The sequence below is a fragment of the Bradyrhizobium aeschynomenes genome (assembly GCF_013178945.1).
Taxonomy (GTDB): Bacteria; Pseudomonadota; Alphaproteobacteria; order Rhizobiales; family Xanthobacteraceae; genus Bradyrhizobium; species Bradyrhizobium aeschynomenes.
In genome coordinates, this window is the sequence record NZ_JABFDM010000010.1 from 54,442 (window position 1) to 72,964 (window position 18,523).

Below are 18,523 nucleotides of genomic sequence, written 5' to 3' on the forward strand. Positions count from 1 at the left end.
TGGCGTACGCCCGAGCGCGACCGGCGCCTGGGGGATTCGAACGTGACGGATGGTTTCGTCCGGATCGCCGCCTGCTGCCGGTGCGGGTATCTGCCCCGCGGCTCGCGCCGAACGATGGGGCGATTTGGGTTAAGCAATTCTTAACCGGTCACGGACGGCCGGAATACTTAGGGAAATACGTGGCCGGAAGGCTGGTGTAGCAAGAGGGAGCCCCACGATACATATCCCCCTGACTTCCTCAATTCGAGGAACCTTCGTGATGAACTGGAGCGACCCGTGGCGGTTCTCGAACCGTCAGCGTCCATGGGCCTTGATCGTGCATCTCGGGCTCGGGGTCATCGGTCCAACCGTAGCGCAGTCGTGCGCCTGCTTCGAGCCGAGTGCGAATCCGCACGATGAGCGGCTTCTCGGATTTGACGCCATGAGCCGCGAGTGCCGCGCGCAGCTGCTGCCACCGCCTTTTGGTTAAGAGACCCGTATGGCACATGTCTTCACAGCAGCAATAGATCCTGCCGGTGCGAAACGTAAGGCAGAGGTCAAATTGTTCGCCATGACCTCGGACGTTCTCGACGGTCAGGGCATAGTAATCGTCCGGATGTCCCTCGGCGCCTCGGTTCTGTCGCAGCAAATCAATCCACGCGGCACAGATGCCGTCTTGGAGGGCACGTAGAGTCTCGCGTTCGTTCATGGCTATGGCGCGTGCCTGGCGGCGCGCTGTTTGTGTGGGCGTCCGTGGAGTTACGGTGACAGTGCACTAAATGGAGTTACGGTGACAGTGCGCCAAATGGCGCCGAAATGCCCCTTATAGTTTAGTGCACTGTCACCGTAACTGCGGCCGACGACGATCTGCTGTTCCAGCTCGGCTCGGACGATGCGATGGGATGGATGTGGGGCGACGTGGGCGCACTGCTGATCTATCTGCATCCATCGTCTCTGAAGATGGGGCGGCTCAAGCGAGCCTATGCCGAGATCGACAGCCATTGATCTCGGCGCGAGGGGGCGGGCTGCTTCTGCAGTCTGTTGCAAGGGCGGCGTTGCGCAGTGACCTTCCCCGGCTCCGATGGCAATTGGAAAATCGGGCTAGCACATGAGCGCCCTGCCGACAGAAGCGAGAGAAGCACTCGGGGCACTCTCACGAGTTTAGTATGCTGGACCCATAACTCCCGATCATGCAACGCCGTCGAAATCAGACGAGAACCAATCGCTGCTATTCTCCACGATCGCTATGCTATGGTTTGCACCCGTAGCGGTAAACGAACGAGCCGCTTTCGTCTGCCCACGACCAGACCATCGAGCCGCTCAACCGGTCAAGCACGATCGCAGTTGGCACTCCTAGTCTGAGTGCTGCCATGCTCATTTTCGAGCCGACGAAGTAGAGAAAAACCTTGTCGTCAGTCATGCCCTTTGCTGATCGGGTTCGATAGGTCCAGTACGCTGGGTTAGCTGTCCCCATTGTTTGCGCGATACGGAGTTCGATCATGGGAGTATCCGTATCGATGTAGAGTTGGTTCACATCCTTTTGTACGTCCGAAATCCGCGGCTCGCTTCCTTCGAATCGGCATGCGAGCGTGAGTTGCTCCGACATTGGAGCCGTCGGACAGGCGATCATCAAACCCAGAACAGAGACTCCAACCATGGCGGCGCTCTTCATTTTTCGAACTCGCCACGATTTCAACGAAATTACGGTCAGCAGCATATTCGGTCAGCAGCATACAAGATAGGCGGCGAGCAGAAGTGCACTAAATGGGGCCGAATGCCCTGTATAGTTTGACACACTGTCACCGAAACCTCCTCACTCCAGTGCGTGACGCCGAGTGCACTCGATAGTACTTGCATCACGATCGGCTTGTTGAGGATGGCATCTTTGGGGTGATTCACTTGGCCGCCCCTGATGCCGCTCCTCCAAACCGCGTCTGGTCGAACTTCCGGCTTTCGCTGCCACCAGCGAGTGAAGTAGAAGGCTCGCCACCCCTCGCCAGGAAGATAGCAGCCCTCAATGTTATCGCAATCTTCCGGGTAGAAACAATCGAAGCTGATCTTTGCATTCATTCGGAGCGCCACTGAGCAGCACAATTGCTGAGCACGTGACTGGAGAGGGATGGTATCCCGACGAACCAGCGGAAGACAAGGGGCCCGAGGTTATTGTGGATCCCAGAAGCCGACATCGCGCGACGCTCACCCTACCGTCGGCATGGAAATGAATCCTTATCCCATCTGTCTATGTCGACTTCATATTCATCGACAACGAAACAGTCTGGATACGCATAGCACCACGCCGTGAATTGAATTTAAAGAACAGCACAGCCCGCCTTGCGGGCTGTGCAGCGTTGATGCTGCTCTCTTGTGTTGCGGGTCGTCACTTTGAATGCGATCCTCTCAGCTAGAGCAGACAGGACTTAGGCCATGAAGGTTAGAGAGAGAAATCGGAGCCTTGCTGGCCGCTGTTTGCTGGCCCTTGTCGTAGCATCTTCTCTGGTTGAGAGCTTGGCGCGAACGGCCAATGGAGGGGTGTTGACATCCAGCGGCGGACCAGACTCGAAACGTCTTGTCGGATGGGCCAAGATGCCAGTTCCTGCAAGCGCAGAGCACGTGATGAACATTGCTGAGACTGAGGCGGCAGTTACGTACTTTCCCGATCGTGTTCCGGACAATATCGCCGCACTTCGGCTTCCGCAAAACGCAAAGGACGTTATCGTCGCGCGTGTGCGTCTCATACAACAGCCCGTCTACATGGTTGGAAGAGACGACTCCGGTGGACCGTCAGCGACACCGCTTCCGAAAGACAACTACTTCGCGCAGCTCAAAATCCTTGCGGTAGAAAGCGGAGTTAGCCCAGCAAGTGGATCAATTGATGTACGCTTCGGCTCGCGAGCCGAAATCCGGCCCATCATGGTTCCGTACACGCCCGATCAACTTCGGCGCGATTACATTGTAACCATTTACGTTGATCCAGAAGACGGTGAACGGCGCTTGGCACCAGTCCCGGTCAGTCAAGATCAATACGCGCAGTGGTTGGCTGAGCAGTCGGCTTACGATGTTCTGCGTTTCAACCCGAAATCCAAGACTAAAAAATAGAGTTGCGGTGACGCTGCATTCTCTGCGTGCTTCCAGCCGGCGAGGTCAAGGAGGGAGCGCGGTCGCATAGGCCATGAATTCCACGGCAGCACACGGCAGGCGATCCATCGACGGTCGTCGACAAAATTCCGAATACCAGAATTTTTGTTGACGCCGACCCCAAATCAGTGATCTTATCCGGCCATCCCGCCCGCACTGAGAGGGGCGCATCGCGATCGTCACGGGACGTTGCGGCGGGGAGCGGTGGCCGCGGGGCGACGCAGCATCTCGATGGAGGTGCGGACGAACGTCGTTTCGCGGACGGTCAAGCCGTGTGGTCCCGACACCCCGACGCTGGTGTCTTGGTCGGCGACGATGTCGATGACGGGGGCAAGCAAGCCGGTCCCCTGGGAGAGCACGGAGCAGCCGTAAACCCATTGCGCAGGGAAGGCCGGGTTGTTTCCGGCTGAGCCTGTGGTTCCTGCCCCGTGCATTTCTTTCGCACGGGGGCCATGGGTGCCAGTCGGCACTCGGCCTTCCCTGCGCCCTCTCTTTTGATGAGGACGCCATCTGCAGCAGAGCTCGGGCTGATCCAGCCGCGAGGTCGAGGCGGCATGGGCGTGAGCGGCGGGCTGTTTGACAGAGTTGATCGGATATCGGAGAGCGCGGCTCAAGCGAGACTTGGGGGGCTCAAACGCCCGGCTTCGCCAAGAAGCTTCGCCGGGCACGCTTCGCCCTTCGGGCTACGGCCTGGCTGCGCCACGCGTAGCCCGAAGGGCGAAGCGTGGTGCCGCAAGAGGGACTCGAACCCCCGACCCCGTCATTACGAATGACGTGCTCTACCAGCTGAGCTATTGCGGCGAACCATAGCGGCGATCGTTCGGCACGAGGCAGGACGGCGCGAACGCGCTCCTGATATCGGGCGAACGGGCGGTTGGCAAGGACCACGCGCGCCACCCGGGCCCGGAATCGAGCGGGTGTGACCGGAAACGGCGGTCGGGCGTGGTCCCCGCCGGTGTCAGCTGCCGAACCGCGACCAGAACCCACGCCAGCCGCCGGCCTGGGCCTTGGGCGCGATCTGCTCGGCAAACTCGTCGCGCGGCTGGTCCTCGTCGTCGACGCCGGGATCGTCCGGCGGGCGCATGATCGGGACGATCGCCTGGATCGGCGTCTCCGGCGGCTTGGCCAGATCGCTGCGGTTGCGGAACAAGGGCGTCGGCGCGACGGCCGCGGTTTCCACCGGCTTGACCGGCTCGGCCGGCGTCTCGGCCTCCTCGGCGGGCTCTGCCTCAGCCTCGCTCTCGCTGGGCGCGGCGGCCTGCAGCGGCGGCGCCGGCTCGGCGCTCACGGGGGCGGGGACCTGGGGGGCCTGGGCGGTCACCGGCTCCACAGGGCTGTCCTCAGCCTTTTCAACAGGGATATCCACCGGCTTGTCGACAGGCTTGTCCGCTGTCTCCTCGACCGCGTCCTCGGTGCTGGGCTCCGGTGCTGCGGCTTCGGCGGGGCGCGGCGGCTCGTTGTCCTGCAGCGTGGTCGGGACGATCACCACCGGGGCGGCGGCGGCGCCGCGCGGCGGCTCGACCAGGCCTTCCGGAATCGCCGGCCGGCTCGGCGGCGCCAGCACCGCCTCGGCGAATTCCGAGCTCTCGATGACGCTGTTGCGCTCCGACGGCAGGCTCGCCACCGGGGTCTGCCACTGGAACGCGTCGAGCCGGCCGGTGACCGGCGAGATCGGCCGCCACTGGTCGCTGACATAGCCGTCCGCGGTCCAGGCCGGGTCGTGGCGGGCGCGCACGGCGCGCAAGGTCCATTCGCGCGCCTTGCCGGCGTCGCCATGCTCGGTGCGCTCCAGCTCGGCCATCAGCATCGCCACGCGCTGGGTCGGATCGTCGGTGAACGGCGCCAGCGCCGTGCGGGCGCGGCCGAACTCGGCGGCGTCGATCGCGGCGCGGGCCACCGCCAGCGCGCCCTCGACATGGTCCCGCGTGCGCGCGGCGAGGTTCTCGATCCGCGTCAGCCGCTGCACGGCCGAATCGCCGAGCCGGACATGAGCATAGGCGTCGGCGAGGTCGGGATGCGGGCAGGCGGCCCAGGCCGCCTCGATGATCTTCATCGCGCGCCGCACCTGGTGCGCCTCGCTCTCGAACTTGGCGGCCAGCACCGCGGCCGGCACCAGCGTGGGTGCGAGCTTCACCGCCTCCATCGCGCTGGCGCGCGCGAGGTCGCGATTCTCGGTCTCGAGCGCCATCGCGCGCGCCGTCAGCAGCACGCCGCGCTGGCGGCGGTAGGTCGGCTTGTCGATCATGCCGGCGGTGTAGTTGCCGTCGAGGATCGCCAGCGCCCCGTTCCAGTCGGCCTGGGCGCAGCGGAAGCCGAGCACGGCGTGCGAGGCCCAGCTCGCATTCGGCGCCAGCTTCAGCGCCTCGTCGGCAATCACCACCGCAGCCATCGCGTCGTCGGCGCGCTGCGCCTCGATGAACAGGCCGCGCAGGCCGAGCAGGCGGGTGTCGGGGCGCTCGGCCATGGCGCGGAACGCGCGCCTTGCGCCGTCGCGGTCGCCCTCGAGCTGCGCCGCCTGGGCGTGCAGCAGAAGCGTCAGCGGATCGTCGCCGGCCAGCCGCTTGGCGGTGTCGGCGTGCTGGCGCGCCGCGGTCGAATCGCCGTGGCCGATCGCCAGCAGTCCGTGGGTGATGGCGTGCCGGCCGCGCTGGTGGCGGCGGGCGCGGTGGGCCTTGCGGATCCGGTTCGGCGCCCGCAGCAGCGCGCTGATCAGGTTCCACAGCAGCACGCAGGCGGCGATGGTGAGGCCGAGCGCCAGCACGAACACCGGCAGGGTCATCGCGATCCGCCAGGGACCCCAGTTCAAGACGACGTCGCCGGTCTGCTCGGCGACCCAGGCGGAGCCGGCAGCGGCGAGCCCGACCAGGAGAAGGAAAACAACGATCCGGAGCATGGGCGTCCTATTGCGCGGGTTTGGCGAGCGCGGTCATGGATTCGTCGGCGAATTTGCGGGCGGCTGAAAGGGCCGCGTCGCGGGCATCGGCCTTGGCGAGCCAGTCGTTGGCGGGCGCGCGCTGCTCCGCCGGAAGGCCCTTCAGCTCGCGCCGCGCCTCGGCGAAATCGTTACGTAGCGCGGCCGCGGTGGCCCGCGCCACCACGGCGCCACGGTCGGTGCCGGCGCCGTCGGTGCGCTCGACCTTGACCAGGCCCTGCGCGCCGGCCGACAGCCTGCTGAGGATCGAGGTCCCGGTGGTGCCCTCGGGCGCTGGCGGCGTCAGCTTCGGCACGATGGTCAGGAGGTCGCGGCTGAGCGCGGCCGGGCTCGGCACCCCGCTTGCGGCAAACGCCTCCAGCGGCTTCAGCGCCGCGGCATCGGGCGCGAGCGATTTCGCCGTCGACAGCGCCGCCGCATACGGATCGCCGTGGCGTACCGCGACGTCGAGCAGCGTGGCGGCGACGACGCGGCGCAGCGGGGCATCGTCGGCCGGCTTGGCGGCCTCGGCCGCAGCCGCCGCCTCGGTGAGCTTGCGGCTCTCCTGCGCCAGCGCCGCGCTCTGGCTCTTGCTGGCGCGCTCCAGCGCGTCGATGCGTGCGGTCAGACCGGACAGGTCGACCGGGGCCGGTGCGGGCGCCGCGCCGTCGCGCGGCTGGGCCTGGACATCGTTGAGCGCGGCCACCGTCTTGTCGCTCTGGCTGCGCAAGGCGGCGACGTCGCCGCGCACCGCAGCAATCGCCTTGTCGACCGCGTCGATGCGGCCGGTGACGGCGGCATCCGGCTTGCCGATGCGCTGCTCCAACGTCGCGATGCGCGCCGTCAGCTCGGTGACCGCAGCGTCCTGACGCGACGCCTCCGATGGCGGCGCGACCTGCGGCCAGCCCAGCATCCAGCCGACGCCGATCACCAGCGCCGCGGCGGCCGCGCCGGAGAACGGCGCGATGATCCAAGGGGACACCGGGCGGGGCGGAGTCGTGTGCGGCGGCTCGGTCGTGGCCGCTGTCGCCTCCGGCGTCTCGCCGGCGGCCGACACGGGCTCCGAGTTTGGCTCTGGGTCCGCCGCCGCATGCGGGTGCGTTTCGCCGGCAGCGTCGGACGAGCCCTCCGCGACCGCCTCGGCCGGAGCGGACCATGGCGATGCGGTCGGCCGCTCCGCTGCGCTCTCGGCCGCGGCGGGACGCTCCTCGCGAGAGGTCGGCTCCAGGTCGATGGTCGGCGGCGGCCGTTTCGGCCGCCCGGTATCGGAGCCCGGTGCAGCGGTGTCGGTATCATCGACCATGGTGGAGGTTCCCTGGCTGAGGCAAGATTGGGCAGGCCGTCTTACGCCATTCACGATCGCAACGCACGAGCCAGCCCATCCAGCATGTCGTTTTCATCCGGATGCGCCGCGATTGTGACCTGGGTCGCGCCGGCGTCGCGCAGCACGTCGGCGACATTGGCCGACATGCAGCAATGCGGCACGGCCAGCGCCGAGATTTCGACCCCATCGGCCCGGACCGCCGCGACGAACGCCGCGGCGCTTCGCCGCGAATAATGCAGCACCGCCTCGATCGCATTCGCCGCGAACGCCTCGCAGACGCCGCGCGGCAGCGCCGTCACCGGCGCCATCCGATAGACCGTCTGCGTGGTGACGTCGAAGCCGCGCCCGGCGAGCTCGGCGGCAAGGTCGCGCGAAATATCGGCACCGGCCAGATAGAGGAGCGTCGCCTTGGCGTCGATCACGGCGCTGTTCGCGATGGTGTCGCGCAGCGCCGTCGCATCGCCCGAGGCCGAGATCACCCGGGTGAAGCCGGCATCGCGCGCGGCCGCTGCGGTCTGGTCGCCGACCGCGAACAGCGGCAGGTCGAGCAAGGCGGAACCGGGCAGCTGCGGCGCGGCCGCGCGCAGCGCATTCGACGAGGTGATGACGACGGCGGCGACGTCGTGGCCGACGTCCCCCGGTAGCGCCACCGGCTCGAAGCGCAGCATCGGCGCCAGCAGCACGTCGAAGCCGCGCGCGCGAAGCGCGGCAGCGGTGCGTTCATTGTCGGGGGCGGGACGGGTCACCAGCACGGCCATGTGCTATGCTCCCGTCGAATCCGGTTCGGCCGGGCTGCAATGGACTGGTGATTGCACCTGGCGACCTCGTGGTGTTAGGCGGTTCTGCGCACTCATAATGACCAAAAGGGTTGAGATTGGGTAACGATACGACAACGCTCGTGCTCGGCATCGAAACCACCTGCGACGAGACCGCCGCGGCCGTGGTCGCGCGTGATTCGGACGGCAAGGGGCGGATCCTCTCCAACGTCGTGCGTTCGCAGACCGATGAACACGCCCTCTATGGCGGCGTGGTTCCCGAGATCGCGGCGCGCGCCCATGTCGACATGCTCGATCACCTCATCGACGCCGCGATGCGCGAAGCCGGCCTCGACTATGCCGCGCTCGGCGGCGTCGCCGCGGCCGCGGGTCCTGGCCTGATCGGCGGCGTCATCGTCGGGCTCACCACCGCAAAAGCCATTGCGCTCGTGCACGACACGCCGCTGATCGCGGTCAACCATCTCGAGGCGCACGCGCTGACGCCGCGTCTCACCGATGCAATCGACTTCCCCTATTGCCTGTTCCTGGCGTCGGGCGGTCACACCCAGATCGTCGCGGTCGCCGGCGTCGGCGATTACATCCGGCTCGGCACCACCGTCGACGACGCCATGGGCGAGGCGTTCGACAAGGTCGCCAAGATGCTGGGTCTGCCCTATCCCGGCGGACCCCAGGTCGAGCAGGCCGCGCGCAACGGCGATGCGGCGCGCTTCGCGTTTCCGCGTCCGATGCAGGGCCGCAGCGATGCCAACTTCTCGCTGTCTGGCCTGAAGACTGCCGTGCGCAACGAGATCGGCCGGATGGAGTCCGTCGGCGAGCAGGACACAGCCGATCTCTGCGCCAGCTTCCAGGCCGCGGTGCTGGAGTCGACCGCCGACCGTCTGCGCGTTGGCCTCGATCTGTTCAAGCAGCGCTTCGGCGCCCCGACCGCCCTGGTCGCCGCCGGCGGCGTCGCCGCCAACCAGGCGATTCGTGGCGCGCTCGACGACGTCGCGCAAGCTGCCGGCACCCGCCTGATCATGCCGCCGCCGGCGCTGTGCACCGACAACGGCGCGATGATCGCCTGGGCCGGACTGGAGCGGCTCGCGCTCGGTCTCGTCGACGGCATGGATGCCGCGCCCCGCGCGCGCTGGCTGCTGGATGCCAATGCCAGCGTGCCCGGAAAGTTCGCCAACACCCGCGCGGGGTTTTGAGACGTGCGCACATCGCCTCTCCACGCCTCGCCCGCAAGCGGGGCACGTGTCAACCTCGCCCCGCTTGCGGGCAGAGGTCGGATCGCATCGGGAGATGCGATCCGGGTGAGGGGATGAGCGTGGGGCGATGACTCGCTTCCAAACCCTCTCCATCATCGGTGCTGGCGCGTGGGGCACCGCGCTTGCCGCCGTTGCCGCGCGCGCGGGCCGTGACGTCACGCTCTACGCCCGCGACGCCGACCACGCCGCGCGCATCGCCGCTGCGCGCGAGAATCCGCGCCTGCCCGGCATTCCGCTGGCCGGTGGCATCGCCATCACCGCCGACCTCGTGCGCGCCGCGCGCGCCGATGCCGTCCTCATCGTCGTCCCTGCGCAGCACCTGCGCGGCGCCGTCATGCATCTTGCGCCACTGCTCCGTCCGCGCACGCCGCTGATCGCCTGCGCCAAGGGCATCGAGCACGGCACCCACAAATTCATGACCGAGATCATCGCGGAGGCCGCGCCGAGCGCGATCCCCGCCATCCTCTCAGGCCCGAGCTTCGCCGACGACGTCGCGCGCGGCCTGCCGACTGCGGTGACGCTCGCCGCGCCTGACGAGGTGCAGGCGGCCGATCTCGTGCAGGCGCTGGGTTCGCCGACCTTCCGGCCCTATCACTCGACCGACGTGCGCGGCGTCGAGATCGGCGGCGCCGCCAAGAACGTGCTGGCGATCGCCGCCGGCATCGTCTCGGGGCGCAATCTCGGCGCCTCCGCGCTGGCGGCGCTGACCACGCGCGGCTTTGCCGAGCTGGTCCGGCTCGGCCGCGCCTATGGCGCGCGCAGCGAGACGCTGACCGGCCTGTCCGGCCTCGGCGATCTCATCCTCACCTGCGCCGGCCCGCAATCCCGCAATTTCGCCGCCGGTCTCGCGCTCGGCCGCGGCGCGTCGCCGCCCGCCGGCAAGCTGGCGGAGGGCCAGTACACCGCGCCGGTTCTGGTCGAACTCGCGGCGTCGCGCGGGGTGGAGATGCCGGTCGCGCAGGCCGTCGCCGCGATCCTGTCGGGCGCGGTCACGATCGACGCTGCGATCGAAGGATTGATGATGCGGCCGTTCAAGGCCGAACAGTGAGCCGGATCGCTGGGCAAAAGCGCGATGCCCTTGCTCTAAACTGTTGACCCGGCGATTGCCGTCTTCTTTGATCCGCCCGCCGAGCCATGCTGCAATCCGCGTGAGACCGGCGCTGCCGTGATCTGAGGACGATGCGCATATGAGCTACTGGCTGGTGAAATCCGAACCCTCGGTGTGGTCCTGGGACCAGCAGGTGGAGAAGGGCGCGAAGGGCGAGGCCTGGACCGGCGTGCGCAACTACACGGCGCGGCAGAATCTGGTGGCGATGAAGAAGGGCGAGCTCGCCTTCTACTACCATTCCAACGAGGGCAAGGAGATCGTCGGCATCGCCGAGATCATCAAGGAGGCCTATCCCGATCCGACCGACAAGACCGGCAAATTCGTCTGCGTCGACATCAAGGCGCACAAGGCCTTCAAGACTCCGGTCACGCTGGCCGCGATCAAGGCAGATCCGAAGCTGTCGGAGATGGCGCTCGTCAAACAGTCGCGTTTGTCAGTGCAGCCCGTGACGTCGGAGGAGTGGAAGCACATCTGCAAGCTGGGCGGAGTGTAGGGACGACTGCGCTGTCCTAGCGTCAGTGGCTCCCAATGCGAGCCTAGCGCGCGACACCGATTGTTGCGCGCCAGTGCGGCTCCCACTGGCCTCCAAAAAAGAAAGGGGCCCCAGCTTGCGCTGGAGCCCCTCAACGGTCAGGGCATTGCCGGGTATTTGCCCGAACCGAAGTTGCGGACCTGGCCCCGTGGGGCCAAGTCCCGGGAGAACTCAGTAGTTGTAGGCGCGCTCGCCGTGGTCGGTGATGTCCAGACCCTCGCGCTCCTGCTCGACGGTCGGGCGCAGGCCGATGACCACGTCGACGACCTTGTAGAGGATCGCCGAGCCGACACCCGACCACACCAGCGTGGCGACGACAGCCTTGATCTGCGCCAGCATCTGCGTGGCGAAGTCGTAGGTGCCGGCGTTGTTGCCGGTGATGTTGGTGTAGTCGGTGATGCCGACACCACCGAGCGCGGGGTTGACCAGGATGCCGGTGCCGAGCGCGCCGATGATGCCGCCGATGCAGTGCACGCCGAACACGTCCAGCGCGTCGTCATAGCCGAGCGCGTTCTTCACGGTGGAGACGAAGAACAGGCAGACCGGAGAGACGATCAGGCCGAGGACCAGCGCGCCGATCGGGCCGGCGAGACCGGAGGCCGGAGTGACGGCGACGAGACCGGCGACCGCACCCGAGCAGATGCCGAGCAGCGAGGGCTTGCCCTTGACGGCCCATTCGCACAGCAGCCAGGACAGCGCCGCACCGGCAGTGGCGACCATGGTGTTGACGAAGGCCAGCGCGGTGACGCCGTTCGATTCCAGGTTGGAGCCGGCGTTGAAGCCGAACCAGCCGACCCACAGCAGCGCGGCGCCGATCATCGTCATGGTCAGCGAGTGCGGAGCCATCAGCTCCTTGCCGTAGCCGGTGCGCTTGCCGATCAGGACCGCGCCCACCAGACCGGCGATGCCGGCGTTGATGTGAACGACGGTGCCGCCCGCGAAGTCGAGGGCGCCGGCGCCGGCGAGCCAACCGACGGCGCCGGTGACTTCGTCGAGCTTGGCCTGGGCGGCGGTCTTGGCGGCAGCGTCGCCAGCGGCGGCGAGAGCCTTGGCAGCGGCGGCGACATCATCGGGAGCGGCGATGTACCAGACCCAGTGCGCGATCGGGAAGTAGATGAAGGTGACCCAGAGCAGCACGAACAGCATCACCGCCGAGAACTTGATGCGCTCGGCGAAGGCGCCGACGATCAGGGCCGGAGTGATCATCGCGAAGGTCATCTGGAACACGAAATAGGCGAGCTCCGGAATCACCACGCCGTTCGAGAACGTCGCCGCCGTGGAGTTGGCGTCGACGCCCTTCAGGAAGGCCTTGCCGAAGCCGCCGATCCACGAGGTCATGCTGCCGCCGTCGGTGAAGGCGAGCGAGTAGCCGTAGAGCGTCCAGACCACGCCGACCATCGCGACGATCGCGAACACCTGGGTGAGAACGGAGGCCATGTTCTTGGTGCGGACCAGGCCGCCATAGAACAGCGCCAGGCCGGGGACGGACATCATCAGAACGAGGGCGCTGGACACGAGCATCCAGGCGACGTCGCCCTTGTTGGGAACGGGGGCGGCTGCGGCAGCGGCGGCCGGTGCATCTTCAGCGAATGCCATATCGGCGAGGCCTGCAACGCAGAGCCCGGCAATTGCGAGCGTGACCCATCCCGCGCTGGTTGGACGTTTGAACGTCATTTTATTCTACTCCGTAAGTGTTCTGGTTTGAGCGCGAAATCAGAGGGCCGCAGCGTCCGCTTCGCCGGTGCGGATGCGCACGGCGTGGTCGAGGCTGATGACGAAGATCTTGCCGTCGCCGATCTGGCCGGTCTTGGCGGCCGAAGAGATGGCATCGATGGTCTTGTCGACCTGGTCCGACGGAATCGCGACCTCGATCTTGATCTTGGGCAGGAAGCTCACCGCATATTCGGCCCCGCGGTAGATTTCCGTATGGCCCTTCTGACGGCCGTATCCCTTCACTTCGGTGACCGTGAGACCATGAACGCCGATGGCGGTCAGGGCGTCCCGGACTTCTTCGAGCTTGAATGGCTTAATGATCGCCATAACAATTTTCATGGGTCCTATCCCCGCTTGGGCCCGGCACGGACGTTACCGAGCGCTTCTTGTCGACTGAGGTTCACCACGCGAGCTTCACGACGCGGGCACAGCCGGGGGGCTAGAATCAAATGCCGTGCCAGACGGCTGGTCACGGCTAACAAGCCATGAATCCTGACCTTTTCAGCCTTGAGGGGGGTGGGATGGGCCTGTGCCATTCCGTCGCGCCCAATGAATGGGCAGACGTGCGCAATAAATGCGCATGTCTGGCTCAGGACACAAAGCTGCTCACTGAGCGGGCAGAATCCGCCGACTCAGAACCGATCAATTGGCGCCGAATCCTGCAATTACTGCAGCGCCTCGCCATGCTGGGAGATGTCGAGCCCCTCCAGCTCGTGCTCGCGCGACACCCGCAATGGCACGAAGGCGCTGACCAGCTTCAGCAGTCCCCAGGTGACCCCGCCGGACCACACCAAGGTCACGGCGACGCCATAGAGCTGGACCGCGAGCTGCTTGGGGTTGCCCTCGATCAGCCCGGCGGTGCCGCCGATCGCGGCGGTGGCGAACACGCCGGCCAGCACGGTTCCGGTCAGACCGCCGACGCCGTGGACGCCGAACACGTCGAGCGAATCGTCATAGTTGAAGCGGTGTTTCAGCGAGGTGCAGGCCCAGTAGCAGATGATGCCGGCGACCGCGCCGATTACCAGGCCGTGCCAGGGCGCCACGAAGCCGGAGGCGGGGGTGATCGTGCCGAGGCCGGCGACCGCGCCGGAGATCATGCCGAGCACCGACGGCTTGCGGCGGGTCGACCATTCCAGCGCGCCCCAGGTCACCGCGCCGGCACAGGCCGCCAAGTGCGTGGTGAGGATGGCCATCACGGCATGCGCGTTGGCGCCCAGCGCCGAGCCGCCATTGAAGCCGAACCAGCCGACCCAGAGCAGGCCGGTGCCGACCACGGCGAGCGACAGGTCGAACGGCGAGAGGTTCTCCGAGCCGTAGCCCTGCCGCCGTCCCATCACCAGCGCGGCGACCAGGCCGGCGGTGCCGGCGGAGAGATGCACCACGAGGCCGCCGGCGAAGTCGACGGTGCCGGCCTGGGCGAGGAAGCCGCCGCCCCAGATCCAATGCGCCAGCGGGACGTAGACGAAGACGAACCAGGCGATGCTGAACAGCAGGTAGGCCGAGAAGCGCATGCGGTCGGCCACCGAGCCCGCCACCAGCGCCACCGTGATGATCGCGAACGTCATCTGGTACAGCATGAACAGCGCTTCCGGGATGGTCTTGGCGCCGGGATGAACGCTGTCCATGCCCATGCCGGCCAGGAAGGCGCGGTCGAGCGTGCCGATCCAGTTGCCGTCGCCGACGAAGGCCAGCGAATAGCCGAACGCGACCCACAGGATCGAGATCAGCATCACGGCCGCGAGGCTCTGCGCCATTGTCGCCAGCACGTTCTTCTTGCGCACCATGCCCGAGTAGAACAACGCCAGCCCCGGGATCGTCATCATCAGCACCAGCGCGGTGGCGACGATCATCCAGGCGGTGTCGGCCGGCTCGATCGTGGACGGCACTGCCGCCCGGACGGGTGTGGTGAAGATCGCAACGCCTGCTGCAGCCAAAGCTGCAGTCGCGCGCAGGCAACGAGACGCGCAGGCCCCCATGACAGTCCCCCCGGCATGTCAGATCAGATTGAAAGTTCTCGTTCCGCCGCGCCGTTGCGGCGGGCGTGCAGCCGTTGCGGCTGCCTACAGCGCGTCGGTGTCGGTCTCGCCGGTGCGGATGCGGCGGGCGTGGTCGATCGGCGTGACGAAGATCTTGCCGTCGCCGATCTGTCCGGTGCGCGCATGGGTGGTGATGACCTCGACGGCTTTCTCGGCGATATCCGAGTTGACCGCGATCTCGATGCGCAGCTTGGGCAGGAAGTTCACGATGTATTCGGCGCCCCGATAGATTTCGGTGTGGCCCTTCTGGCGGCCGTAACCCTTGACCTCGGTCACGGTCATGCCGTGGACGCCGATCGCGGTGAGGGCCTGACGCACCTCGTCGAGCTTGAAGGGTTTGATGATCGCGACGACGAGCTTCATGGTCGGGCCTTGGTTTCCTCGGGTCTGGGCAGCCTGTTTTTGGAGCAGGCTTCGGACGGCCATTGTGGCCTGTTCCTAGGCAAATGGCACAAATTCAGCGCAGCGTTAAGTGAAAACGTCAGGAGTGACCGATATCACTGAACGAAAGTCGACATCGCCCGACAGATTGAAGACGTTTTCCTGCCGCCTCCATTCAAGGACCACCCATGTCGAATCGTTCCTGGTATTACGCAGAGCAAGGTCAGCAACAGGGCCCCATTTCGGAAGACGAGTTGCGCGACCTGATTGCCCGGAGCGTCGTGACTGCGGAAACGTTGCTGTGGAGCGACGGCATGGCCGGCTGGGAGAAGGCCGGACGCATTCCCGGGCTGATGTCGGGTGGGCCGAGCATCGCGCCCGGTGGTCCGCCGGCCTTTGACCGCAGCGCCCCCGCCCCGGCGGGCGCGGTCTCGATCAAGCTCGGCACGTGGTCCTATCTGGGCTGGACGCTGCTGTATGTCATCGGCCAGTTCCTGATCGTGATCACGCCCTGGACCGCGGTCTATCTCTACCGCTACGTGGTGGAGCGGATCAGCGTGCCCGGCCGGCCGAACCTGTCCTTCATCGGACAGCCGCTGGAGATCTGGTACGTTTTCGTCGGCATGGGCGTGCTGACCTATGTCGGCATGAGCGATCAGCCGATCATCAAGCTCGCCGCCGTCATTGCCCAGGCGTTCCTCGGCTGGATGGTGATGCGCTGGGTGCTGAGCCGGATCGCATCCAATGGCGAGCCGCTGCCGATCCATTTCGAAGGCAGCCCCGTCGTCTATTTCGCCTGGTATCTGGCGCTGATCGTGTCGGTCGTGACCATCGTCGGCTGGGCCTGGGTTGCGGCTGCCTGGATGCGCTGGATCTGCCGCAACATCCAGGGCACGCGGCGCGAGGTGGTGTTCAACGGCACCGGCCTGCAGGTGCTGTGGCGCACCCTGGTGTTCGTGCTCGGCTCGTCGGTGATCATCCCGATCCCGTGGCTGCTGCGCTGGTACAGCGCCTGGTACATCTCCCAGTTCGCGCTGGTGCCGCGCACCACGCAGCCGACGTAGGTCGGCTACGCCCGGCGCTCGCGGATCGATCCCTCCTGCGCGACGGAGGCGACCAGCGTGCCGTCGGGCTTGAAGATCGAGCCGCGGGTCAGCCCGCGGCCGCCCTGCGCGCTCGGCGAATCCTGCGCATAAAGCAGCCATTCGTCGGCGCGGAACGGCCGGTGAAACCACATCGCGTGATCCAGCGAGGCCGGCATCATGCGCTTGTCGAACAAGGTGCGGCCATAGCGCGCCATGACCGCATCGAGCAGCGAGAAATCCGACGCATAGGCCAGCGCGCACATGTGCAGCGCCGGATCGTCCGGCAGCTTCGCCGCCGTCTTGATCCAGACGTGAATGCGCCCGTCGTCGATCTTCTGGCCGAAATAGCGGCTGAGCTCGACCGGGCGCAGTTCGATGGGCCGGTCGGATTCGTAGTAGCGGCGGATGAAGTCCGGCATGCGCTGGAAGACCTCCTGGAACATCGGCTGCTTGGAGATCTCCTCCGCCGTCAGCTTCTCCGGCGGCGGCACGTCCGGCATCTTGTCCTGGTGGTTGAATGCGCTCTCTTCGTCGCTGTGGAACGAGACCATGATCGAGAAGATCGCGTTGCCGTGCTGGATCGCGGTGACCCGCCGCGTCGCATAGCTCTTGCCGTCGCGCAGCCGCTCGACCTGGTAGATGATCGGCACCTGCGGGTCGCCCGGCAGGATGAAATAGCAATGCAGCGAATGCGGCAGCCGGCCTTCGACGGTGCGGCAGGCCGCCATCATCGCCTGGCCGATCACCTGGCCGCCGAACACGCGCTGCCAACTGGTCTTCGGGCTGTTGCCGCGGAACAGGTTCACCTCGATCGGCTCGAGGTCGAGGATCGAGATCAGGTCGATCAGTCCCTTGGACATGGCGTCATGCTTTCGCTGGCTCGGGCGGCCCGCACCTGCCCCATCGAGGGTGGATCAGGCACCCGGAATTGACGGCCTCGGGTGGCAGCCCTTGGTTCACGCCCCTGTTTCGCCTAGCTATACTCCACCCGCAAGAGTAACCGTGAGCAGGGCGGCATGACGACACAGCGAAGCATTGTCATTTGTGGCGGGGCCTTTGCGGGCCTGGCGCTGGCCCTCGCGCTGCGACAGGGGCTCGGGCCCGAGGTGCCGGTCATCGTGGCCGATCCGGCGCTCGCCAACCGGCCGAGCCGCGATCCGCGCGCCAGCGCCATCGTCGCGGCCTGCCGCAAGCTGTTCGACGCGATCGGGGTGTGGGCCGACGTGGCGCCGGAAGCGCAGCCGATCCTCGACATGGTGATCACCGATTCCAGGCTCGAGGATGCGACCCGTCCGGCCTTTCTGACGTTCGCAGGCCAGGTCGAGGCCGGCGAGCCGTTCGCGCACATGGTCGAGAACCGGCTGCTGATCGATGCACTGGTGAAGCATGCCGAAGCCGCGGGCGTCGAGCTCAAGGCAATGCCGGTGACCGGCTTTGCGACCCGCTCCGACGGTGTTGCGGTGACGCTGGGGGACGGTAGCCAGCTCGAGGCCAGCCTGCTGGTGGCGGCCGACGGCGCGCGCTCCCGGCTGCGCGAGCGTGCGGGCATCCAGACCCATGGCTGGGATTACGACCAGTCCGGCATCGTCGTGACCGTCGGTCACGAGCGCGATCATGGCGGCCGCGCCGAGGAGCATTTCCTGCCACCGGGGCCGTTCGCGATCCTGCCGCTGACCGGCAAACGCTCCTCGCTGGTGTGGACCGAGCGGCGCAGGGAGGCGCAGCGCCTCGTCGGGCTGAGCGCAGACGAATTCCACGCCGAGCTGGAGAAGCGCGCCGGCCTGCATCTCGGCGAGCTCAAGGTGCTCGACCAGCCCAAGGCGTTTCCGCTGTCCTATTTCGTCGCCCGCTCGTTCATCGCGCCGCGGCTGGCGCTGGTCGGCGACGCCGCGCATGTGATCCATCCGATCGCGGGCCAGGGGCTCAACATGGGGCTGAAGGATGTCGCGGCGCTGGCCGAGGTGGTGGTCGATGCGGCGCGGATGGGGATCGATCCCGGGCAGGTCGACGTGCTCGAAAGCTACCAGCGCTGGCGACGGTTCGACACGATGGCGATGGGCCTCGCCACCAACTCGCTGAATTTCCTGTTCTCCAACAAATCGACCTTGCTGCGCACGGTGCGTGACATCGGTCTCGGCATCGTCGATCGCGCGCCGCCGCTGAAGGAGTTGTTCATCAAGCAGGCCGCGGGCCTTACCGGCGAGATGCCGCGGCTGTTGAAGGGCGAGGCGTTGTAAGACCTGAAGCGCGAGGCGATCAGGATGAATCGTCACCGCGCTTTAGGTTGTTGTTT

At 66.5% G+C, this 18,523-nt stretch carries 17 protein-coding genes and 1 tRNA gene; 7 read left to right on the forward strand and 11 right to left on the reverse strand.

The window, feature by feature from the left end:
* Positions 1-238: 238 nt before the first annotated feature.
* On the reverse strand, positions 239-688 hold the full coding sequence (locus HL666_RS25390) for a hypothetical protein (RefSeq protein ID WP_172184196.1): 450 nt from the start codon (positions 686-688) through the stop codon (positions 239-241).
* Between the two features lie 158 nt (positions 689-846).
* Between HL666_RS25390 and HL666_RS25395 the strand changes: the two genes are divergently transcribed.
* Positions 847-984 carry a DUF1963 domain-containing protein gene (locus tag HL666_RS25395; RefSeq protein ID WP_347339713.1) on the forward strand — a complete coding sequence of 46 codons (138 nt, stop codon included), beginning with the start codon at positions 847-849 and terminating at the stop codon, positions 982-984.
* A 244-nt stretch (positions 985-1,228) separates the two neighbouring features.
* Here HL666_RS25395 and HL666_RS25400 read toward each other — a convergent pair whose 3' ends face one another.
* The gene (locus HL666_RS25400; protein WP_172113006.1) at positions 1,229-1,651 is read right to left on the reverse strand and encodes a hypothetical protein; all 423 of its coding nucleotides are present in this window, start codon (positions 1,649-1,651) and stop codon (positions 1,229-1,231) included.
* Positions 1,652-2,592: 941 nt separating this feature from the next.
* Between HL666_RS25400 and HL666_RS25405 the strand changes: the two genes are divergently transcribed.
* A complete protein-coding gene (locus tag HL666_RS25405; protein ID WP_172113005.1) occupies positions 2,593-3,075 on the forward strand; it encodes a hypothetical protein in 483 nt (160 codons plus the stop codon).
* Between the two features lie 764 nt (positions 3,076-3,839).
* On the opposite strand, the gene HL666_RS25410 is transcribed toward HL666_RS25405, so the two are convergent.
* The 4 genes from HL666_RS25410 to HL666_RS25425 form a co-directional block, all read right to left on the reverse strand.
* Positions 3,840-3,915 (reverse strand) — tRNA-Thr (locus HL666_RS25410).
* Positions 3,916-4,072: 157 nt separating this feature from the next.
* Positions 4,073-6,007 carry a heme biosynthesis protein HemY gene (locus HL666_RS25415; RefSeq protein ID WP_172184198.1) on the reverse strand — a complete coding sequence of 645 codons (1,935 nt, stop codon included), beginning with the start codon at positions 6,005-6,007 and terminating at the stop codon, positions 4,073-4,075.
* Positions 6,008-6,014: 7 nt separating this feature from the next.
* Positions 6,015-7,328, reverse strand: a complete 1,314-nt coding sequence (locus tag HL666_RS25420; protein WP_172184200.1) for a COG4223 family protein — start codon at positions 7,326-7,328, stop codon at positions 6,015-6,017.
* Between the two features lie 50 nt (positions 7,329-7,378).
* The gene (locus HL666_RS25425; RefSeq protein ID WP_172184202.1) at positions 7,379-8,107 is read right to left on the reverse strand and encodes a uroporphyrinogen-III synthase; all 729 of its coding nucleotides are present in this window, start codon (positions 8,105-8,107) and stop codon (positions 7,379-7,381) included.
* Between the two features lie 140 nt (positions 8,108-8,247).
* Here HL666_RS25425 and tsaD point away from each other — a divergent pair, with 140 nt between their 5' ends.
* From tsaD to HL666_RS25440, 3 genes are all read left to right on the forward strand, one after another.
* Positions 8,248-9,315, forward strand: a complete 1,068-nt coding sequence (tsaD, locus tag HL666_RS25430; protein WP_172184412.1) for a tRNA (adenosine(37)-N6)-threonylcarbamoyltransferase complex transferase subunit TsaD — start codon at positions 8,248-8,250, stop codon at positions 9,313-9,315.
* Between the two features lie 127 nt (positions 9,316-9,442).
* Positions 9,443-10,423 (forward strand): NAD(P)H-dependent glycerol-3-phosphate dehydrogenase, encoded by a 981-nt coding sequence (locus HL666_RS25435; RefSeq protein WP_172113000.1) that lies wholly within the window; start codon positions 9,443-9,445, stop codon positions 10,421-10,423.
* A gap of 139 nt (positions 10,424-10,562) precedes the next feature.
* Positions 10,563-10,976, forward strand: coding sequence for an EVE domain-containing protein (locus tag HL666_RS25440; RefSeq protein WP_172112999.1), 414 nt, complete (start codon positions 10,563-10,565; stop codon positions 10,974-10,976).
* A gap of 210 nt (positions 10,977-11,186) precedes the next feature.
* On the opposite strand, the gene HL666_RS25445 is transcribed toward HL666_RS25440, so the two are convergent.
* The 4 genes from HL666_RS25445 to HL666_RS25460 all read right to left on the reverse strand — a co-directional run bounded on the left by HL666_RS25445 (position 11,187) and on the right by HL666_RS25460 (position 15,127).
* Complete coding sequence (locus HL666_RS25445) at positions 11,187-12,689, reverse strand: ammonium transporter (protein WP_172112998.1); 1,503 nt, start codon at positions 12,687-12,689, stop codon at positions 11,187-11,189.
* A gap of 39 nt (positions 12,690-12,728) precedes the next feature.
* Positions 12,729-13,067: a P-II family nitrogen regulator gene (locus HL666_RS25450; RefSeq protein ID WP_006611147.1), complete on the reverse strand. Its 339-nt coding sequence runs from the start codon at positions 13,065-13,067 to the stop codon at positions 12,729-12,731.
* Positions 13,068-13,393: 326 nt separating this feature from the next.
* Positions 13,394-14,704 (reverse strand): ammonium transporter, encoded by a 1,311-nt coding sequence (locus HL666_RS25455; RefSeq protein ID WP_172184204.1) that lies wholly within the window; start codon positions 14,702-14,704, stop codon positions 13,394-13,396.
* Positions 14,705-14,788: 84 nt separating this feature from the next.
* A complete protein-coding gene (locus HL666_RS25460; protein WP_172112996.1) occupies positions 14,789-15,127 on the reverse strand; it encodes a P-II family nitrogen regulator in 339 nt (112 codons plus the stop codon).
* Between the two features lie 206 nt (positions 15,128-15,333).
* Between HL666_RS25460 and HL666_RS25465 the strand changes: the two genes are divergently transcribed.
* On the forward strand, positions 15,334-16,209 hold the full coding sequence (locus HL666_RS25465; protein ID WP_172184205.1) for a DUF4339 domain-containing protein: 876 nt from the start codon (positions 15,334-15,336) through the stop codon (positions 16,207-16,209).
* Between the two features lie 5 nt (positions 16,210-16,214).
* Here the strand turns inward: HL666_RS25465 and tesB are convergent, their stop codons facing one another.
* Positions 16,215-17,090: an acyl-CoA thioesterase II gene (gene tesB / locus HL666_RS25470; RefSeq protein ID WP_172184206.1), complete on the reverse strand. Its 876-nt coding sequence runs from the start codon at positions 17,088-17,090 to the stop codon at positions 16,215-16,217.
* Between the two features lie 156 nt (positions 17,091-17,246).
* On the opposite strand from tesB, the gene HL666_RS25475 reads away from it, so the two are divergent.
* Positions 17,247-18,467, forward strand: coding sequence for a ubiquinone biosynthesis hydroxylase (locus HL666_RS25475; RefSeq protein ID WP_172112993.1), 1,221 nt, complete (start codon positions 17,247-17,249; stop codon positions 18,465-18,467).
* Positions 18,468-18,523 lie beyond the last annotated feature (56 nt).

Excerpts from the sequence above, each read along its gene's own strand:
- HL666_RS25390 (WP_172184196.1), bottom strand. The coding sequence starts at position 688 with ATGAACGAACGCGAGACTCTACGTGCCCTCCAAGACGGCATCTGTGCC.
- HL666_RS25455 (WP_172184204.1), bottom strand. The coding sequence starts at position 14,704 with ATGGGGGCCTGCGCGTCTCGTTGCCTGCGCGCGACTGCAGCTTTGGCT.
- HL666_RS25405 (WP_172113005.1), top strand. The coding sequence starts at position 2,593 with ATGAACATTGCTGAGACTGAGGCGGCAGTTACGTACTTTCCCGATCGT.
- HL666_RS25465 (WP_172184205.1), top strand. The coding sequence starts at position 15,334 with ATGTCGAATCGTTCCTGGTATTACGCAGAGCAAGGTCAGCAACAGGGC.
- HL666_RS25460 (WP_172112996.1), bottom strand. The coding sequence starts at position 15,127 with ATGAAGCTCGTCGTCGCGATCATCAAACCCTTCAAGCTCGACGAGGTG.
- tesB (WP_172184206.1), bottom strand. The coding sequence starts at position 17,090 with ATGTCCAAGGGACTGATCGACCTGATCTCGATCCTCGACCTCGAGCCG.
- HL666_RS25435 (WP_172113000.1), top strand. The coding sequence starts at position 9,443 with ATGACTCGCTTCCAAACCCTCTCCATCATCGGTGCTGGCGCGTGGGGC.
- HL666_RS25420 (WP_172184200.1), bottom strand. The coding sequence starts at position 7,328 with ATGGTCGATGATACCGACACCGCTGCACCGGGCTCCGATACCGGGCGG.
- HL666_RS25445 (WP_172112998.1), bottom strand. The coding sequence starts at position 12,689 with ATGACGTTCAAACGTCCAACCAGCGCGGGATGGGTCACGCTCGCAATT.
- HL666_RS25450 (WP_006611147.1), bottom strand. The coding sequence starts at position 13,067 with ATGAAAATTGTTATGGCGATCATTAAGCCATTCAAGCTCGAAGAAGTC.
- HL666_RS25415 (WP_172184198.1), bottom strand. The coding sequence starts at position 6,007 with ATGCTCCGGATCGTTGTTTTCCTTCTCCTGGTCGGGCTCGCCGCTGCC.
- HL666_RS25440 (WP_172112999.1), top strand. The coding sequence starts at position 10,563 with ATGAGCTACTGGCTGGTGAAATCCGAACCCTCGGTGTGGTCCTGGGAC.
- HL666_RS25400 (WP_172113006.1), bottom strand. The coding sequence starts at position 1,651 with ATGAAGAGCGCCGCCATGGTTGGAGTCTCTGTTCTGGGTTTGATGATC.
- HL666_RS25475 (WP_172112993.1), top strand. The coding sequence starts at position 17,247 with ATGACGACACAGCGAAGCATTGTCATTTGTGGCGGGGCCTTTGCGGGC.
- HL666_RS25425 (WP_172184202.1), bottom strand. The coding sequence starts at position 8,107 with ATGGCCGTGCTGGTGACCCGTCCCGCCCCCGACAATGAACGCACCGCT.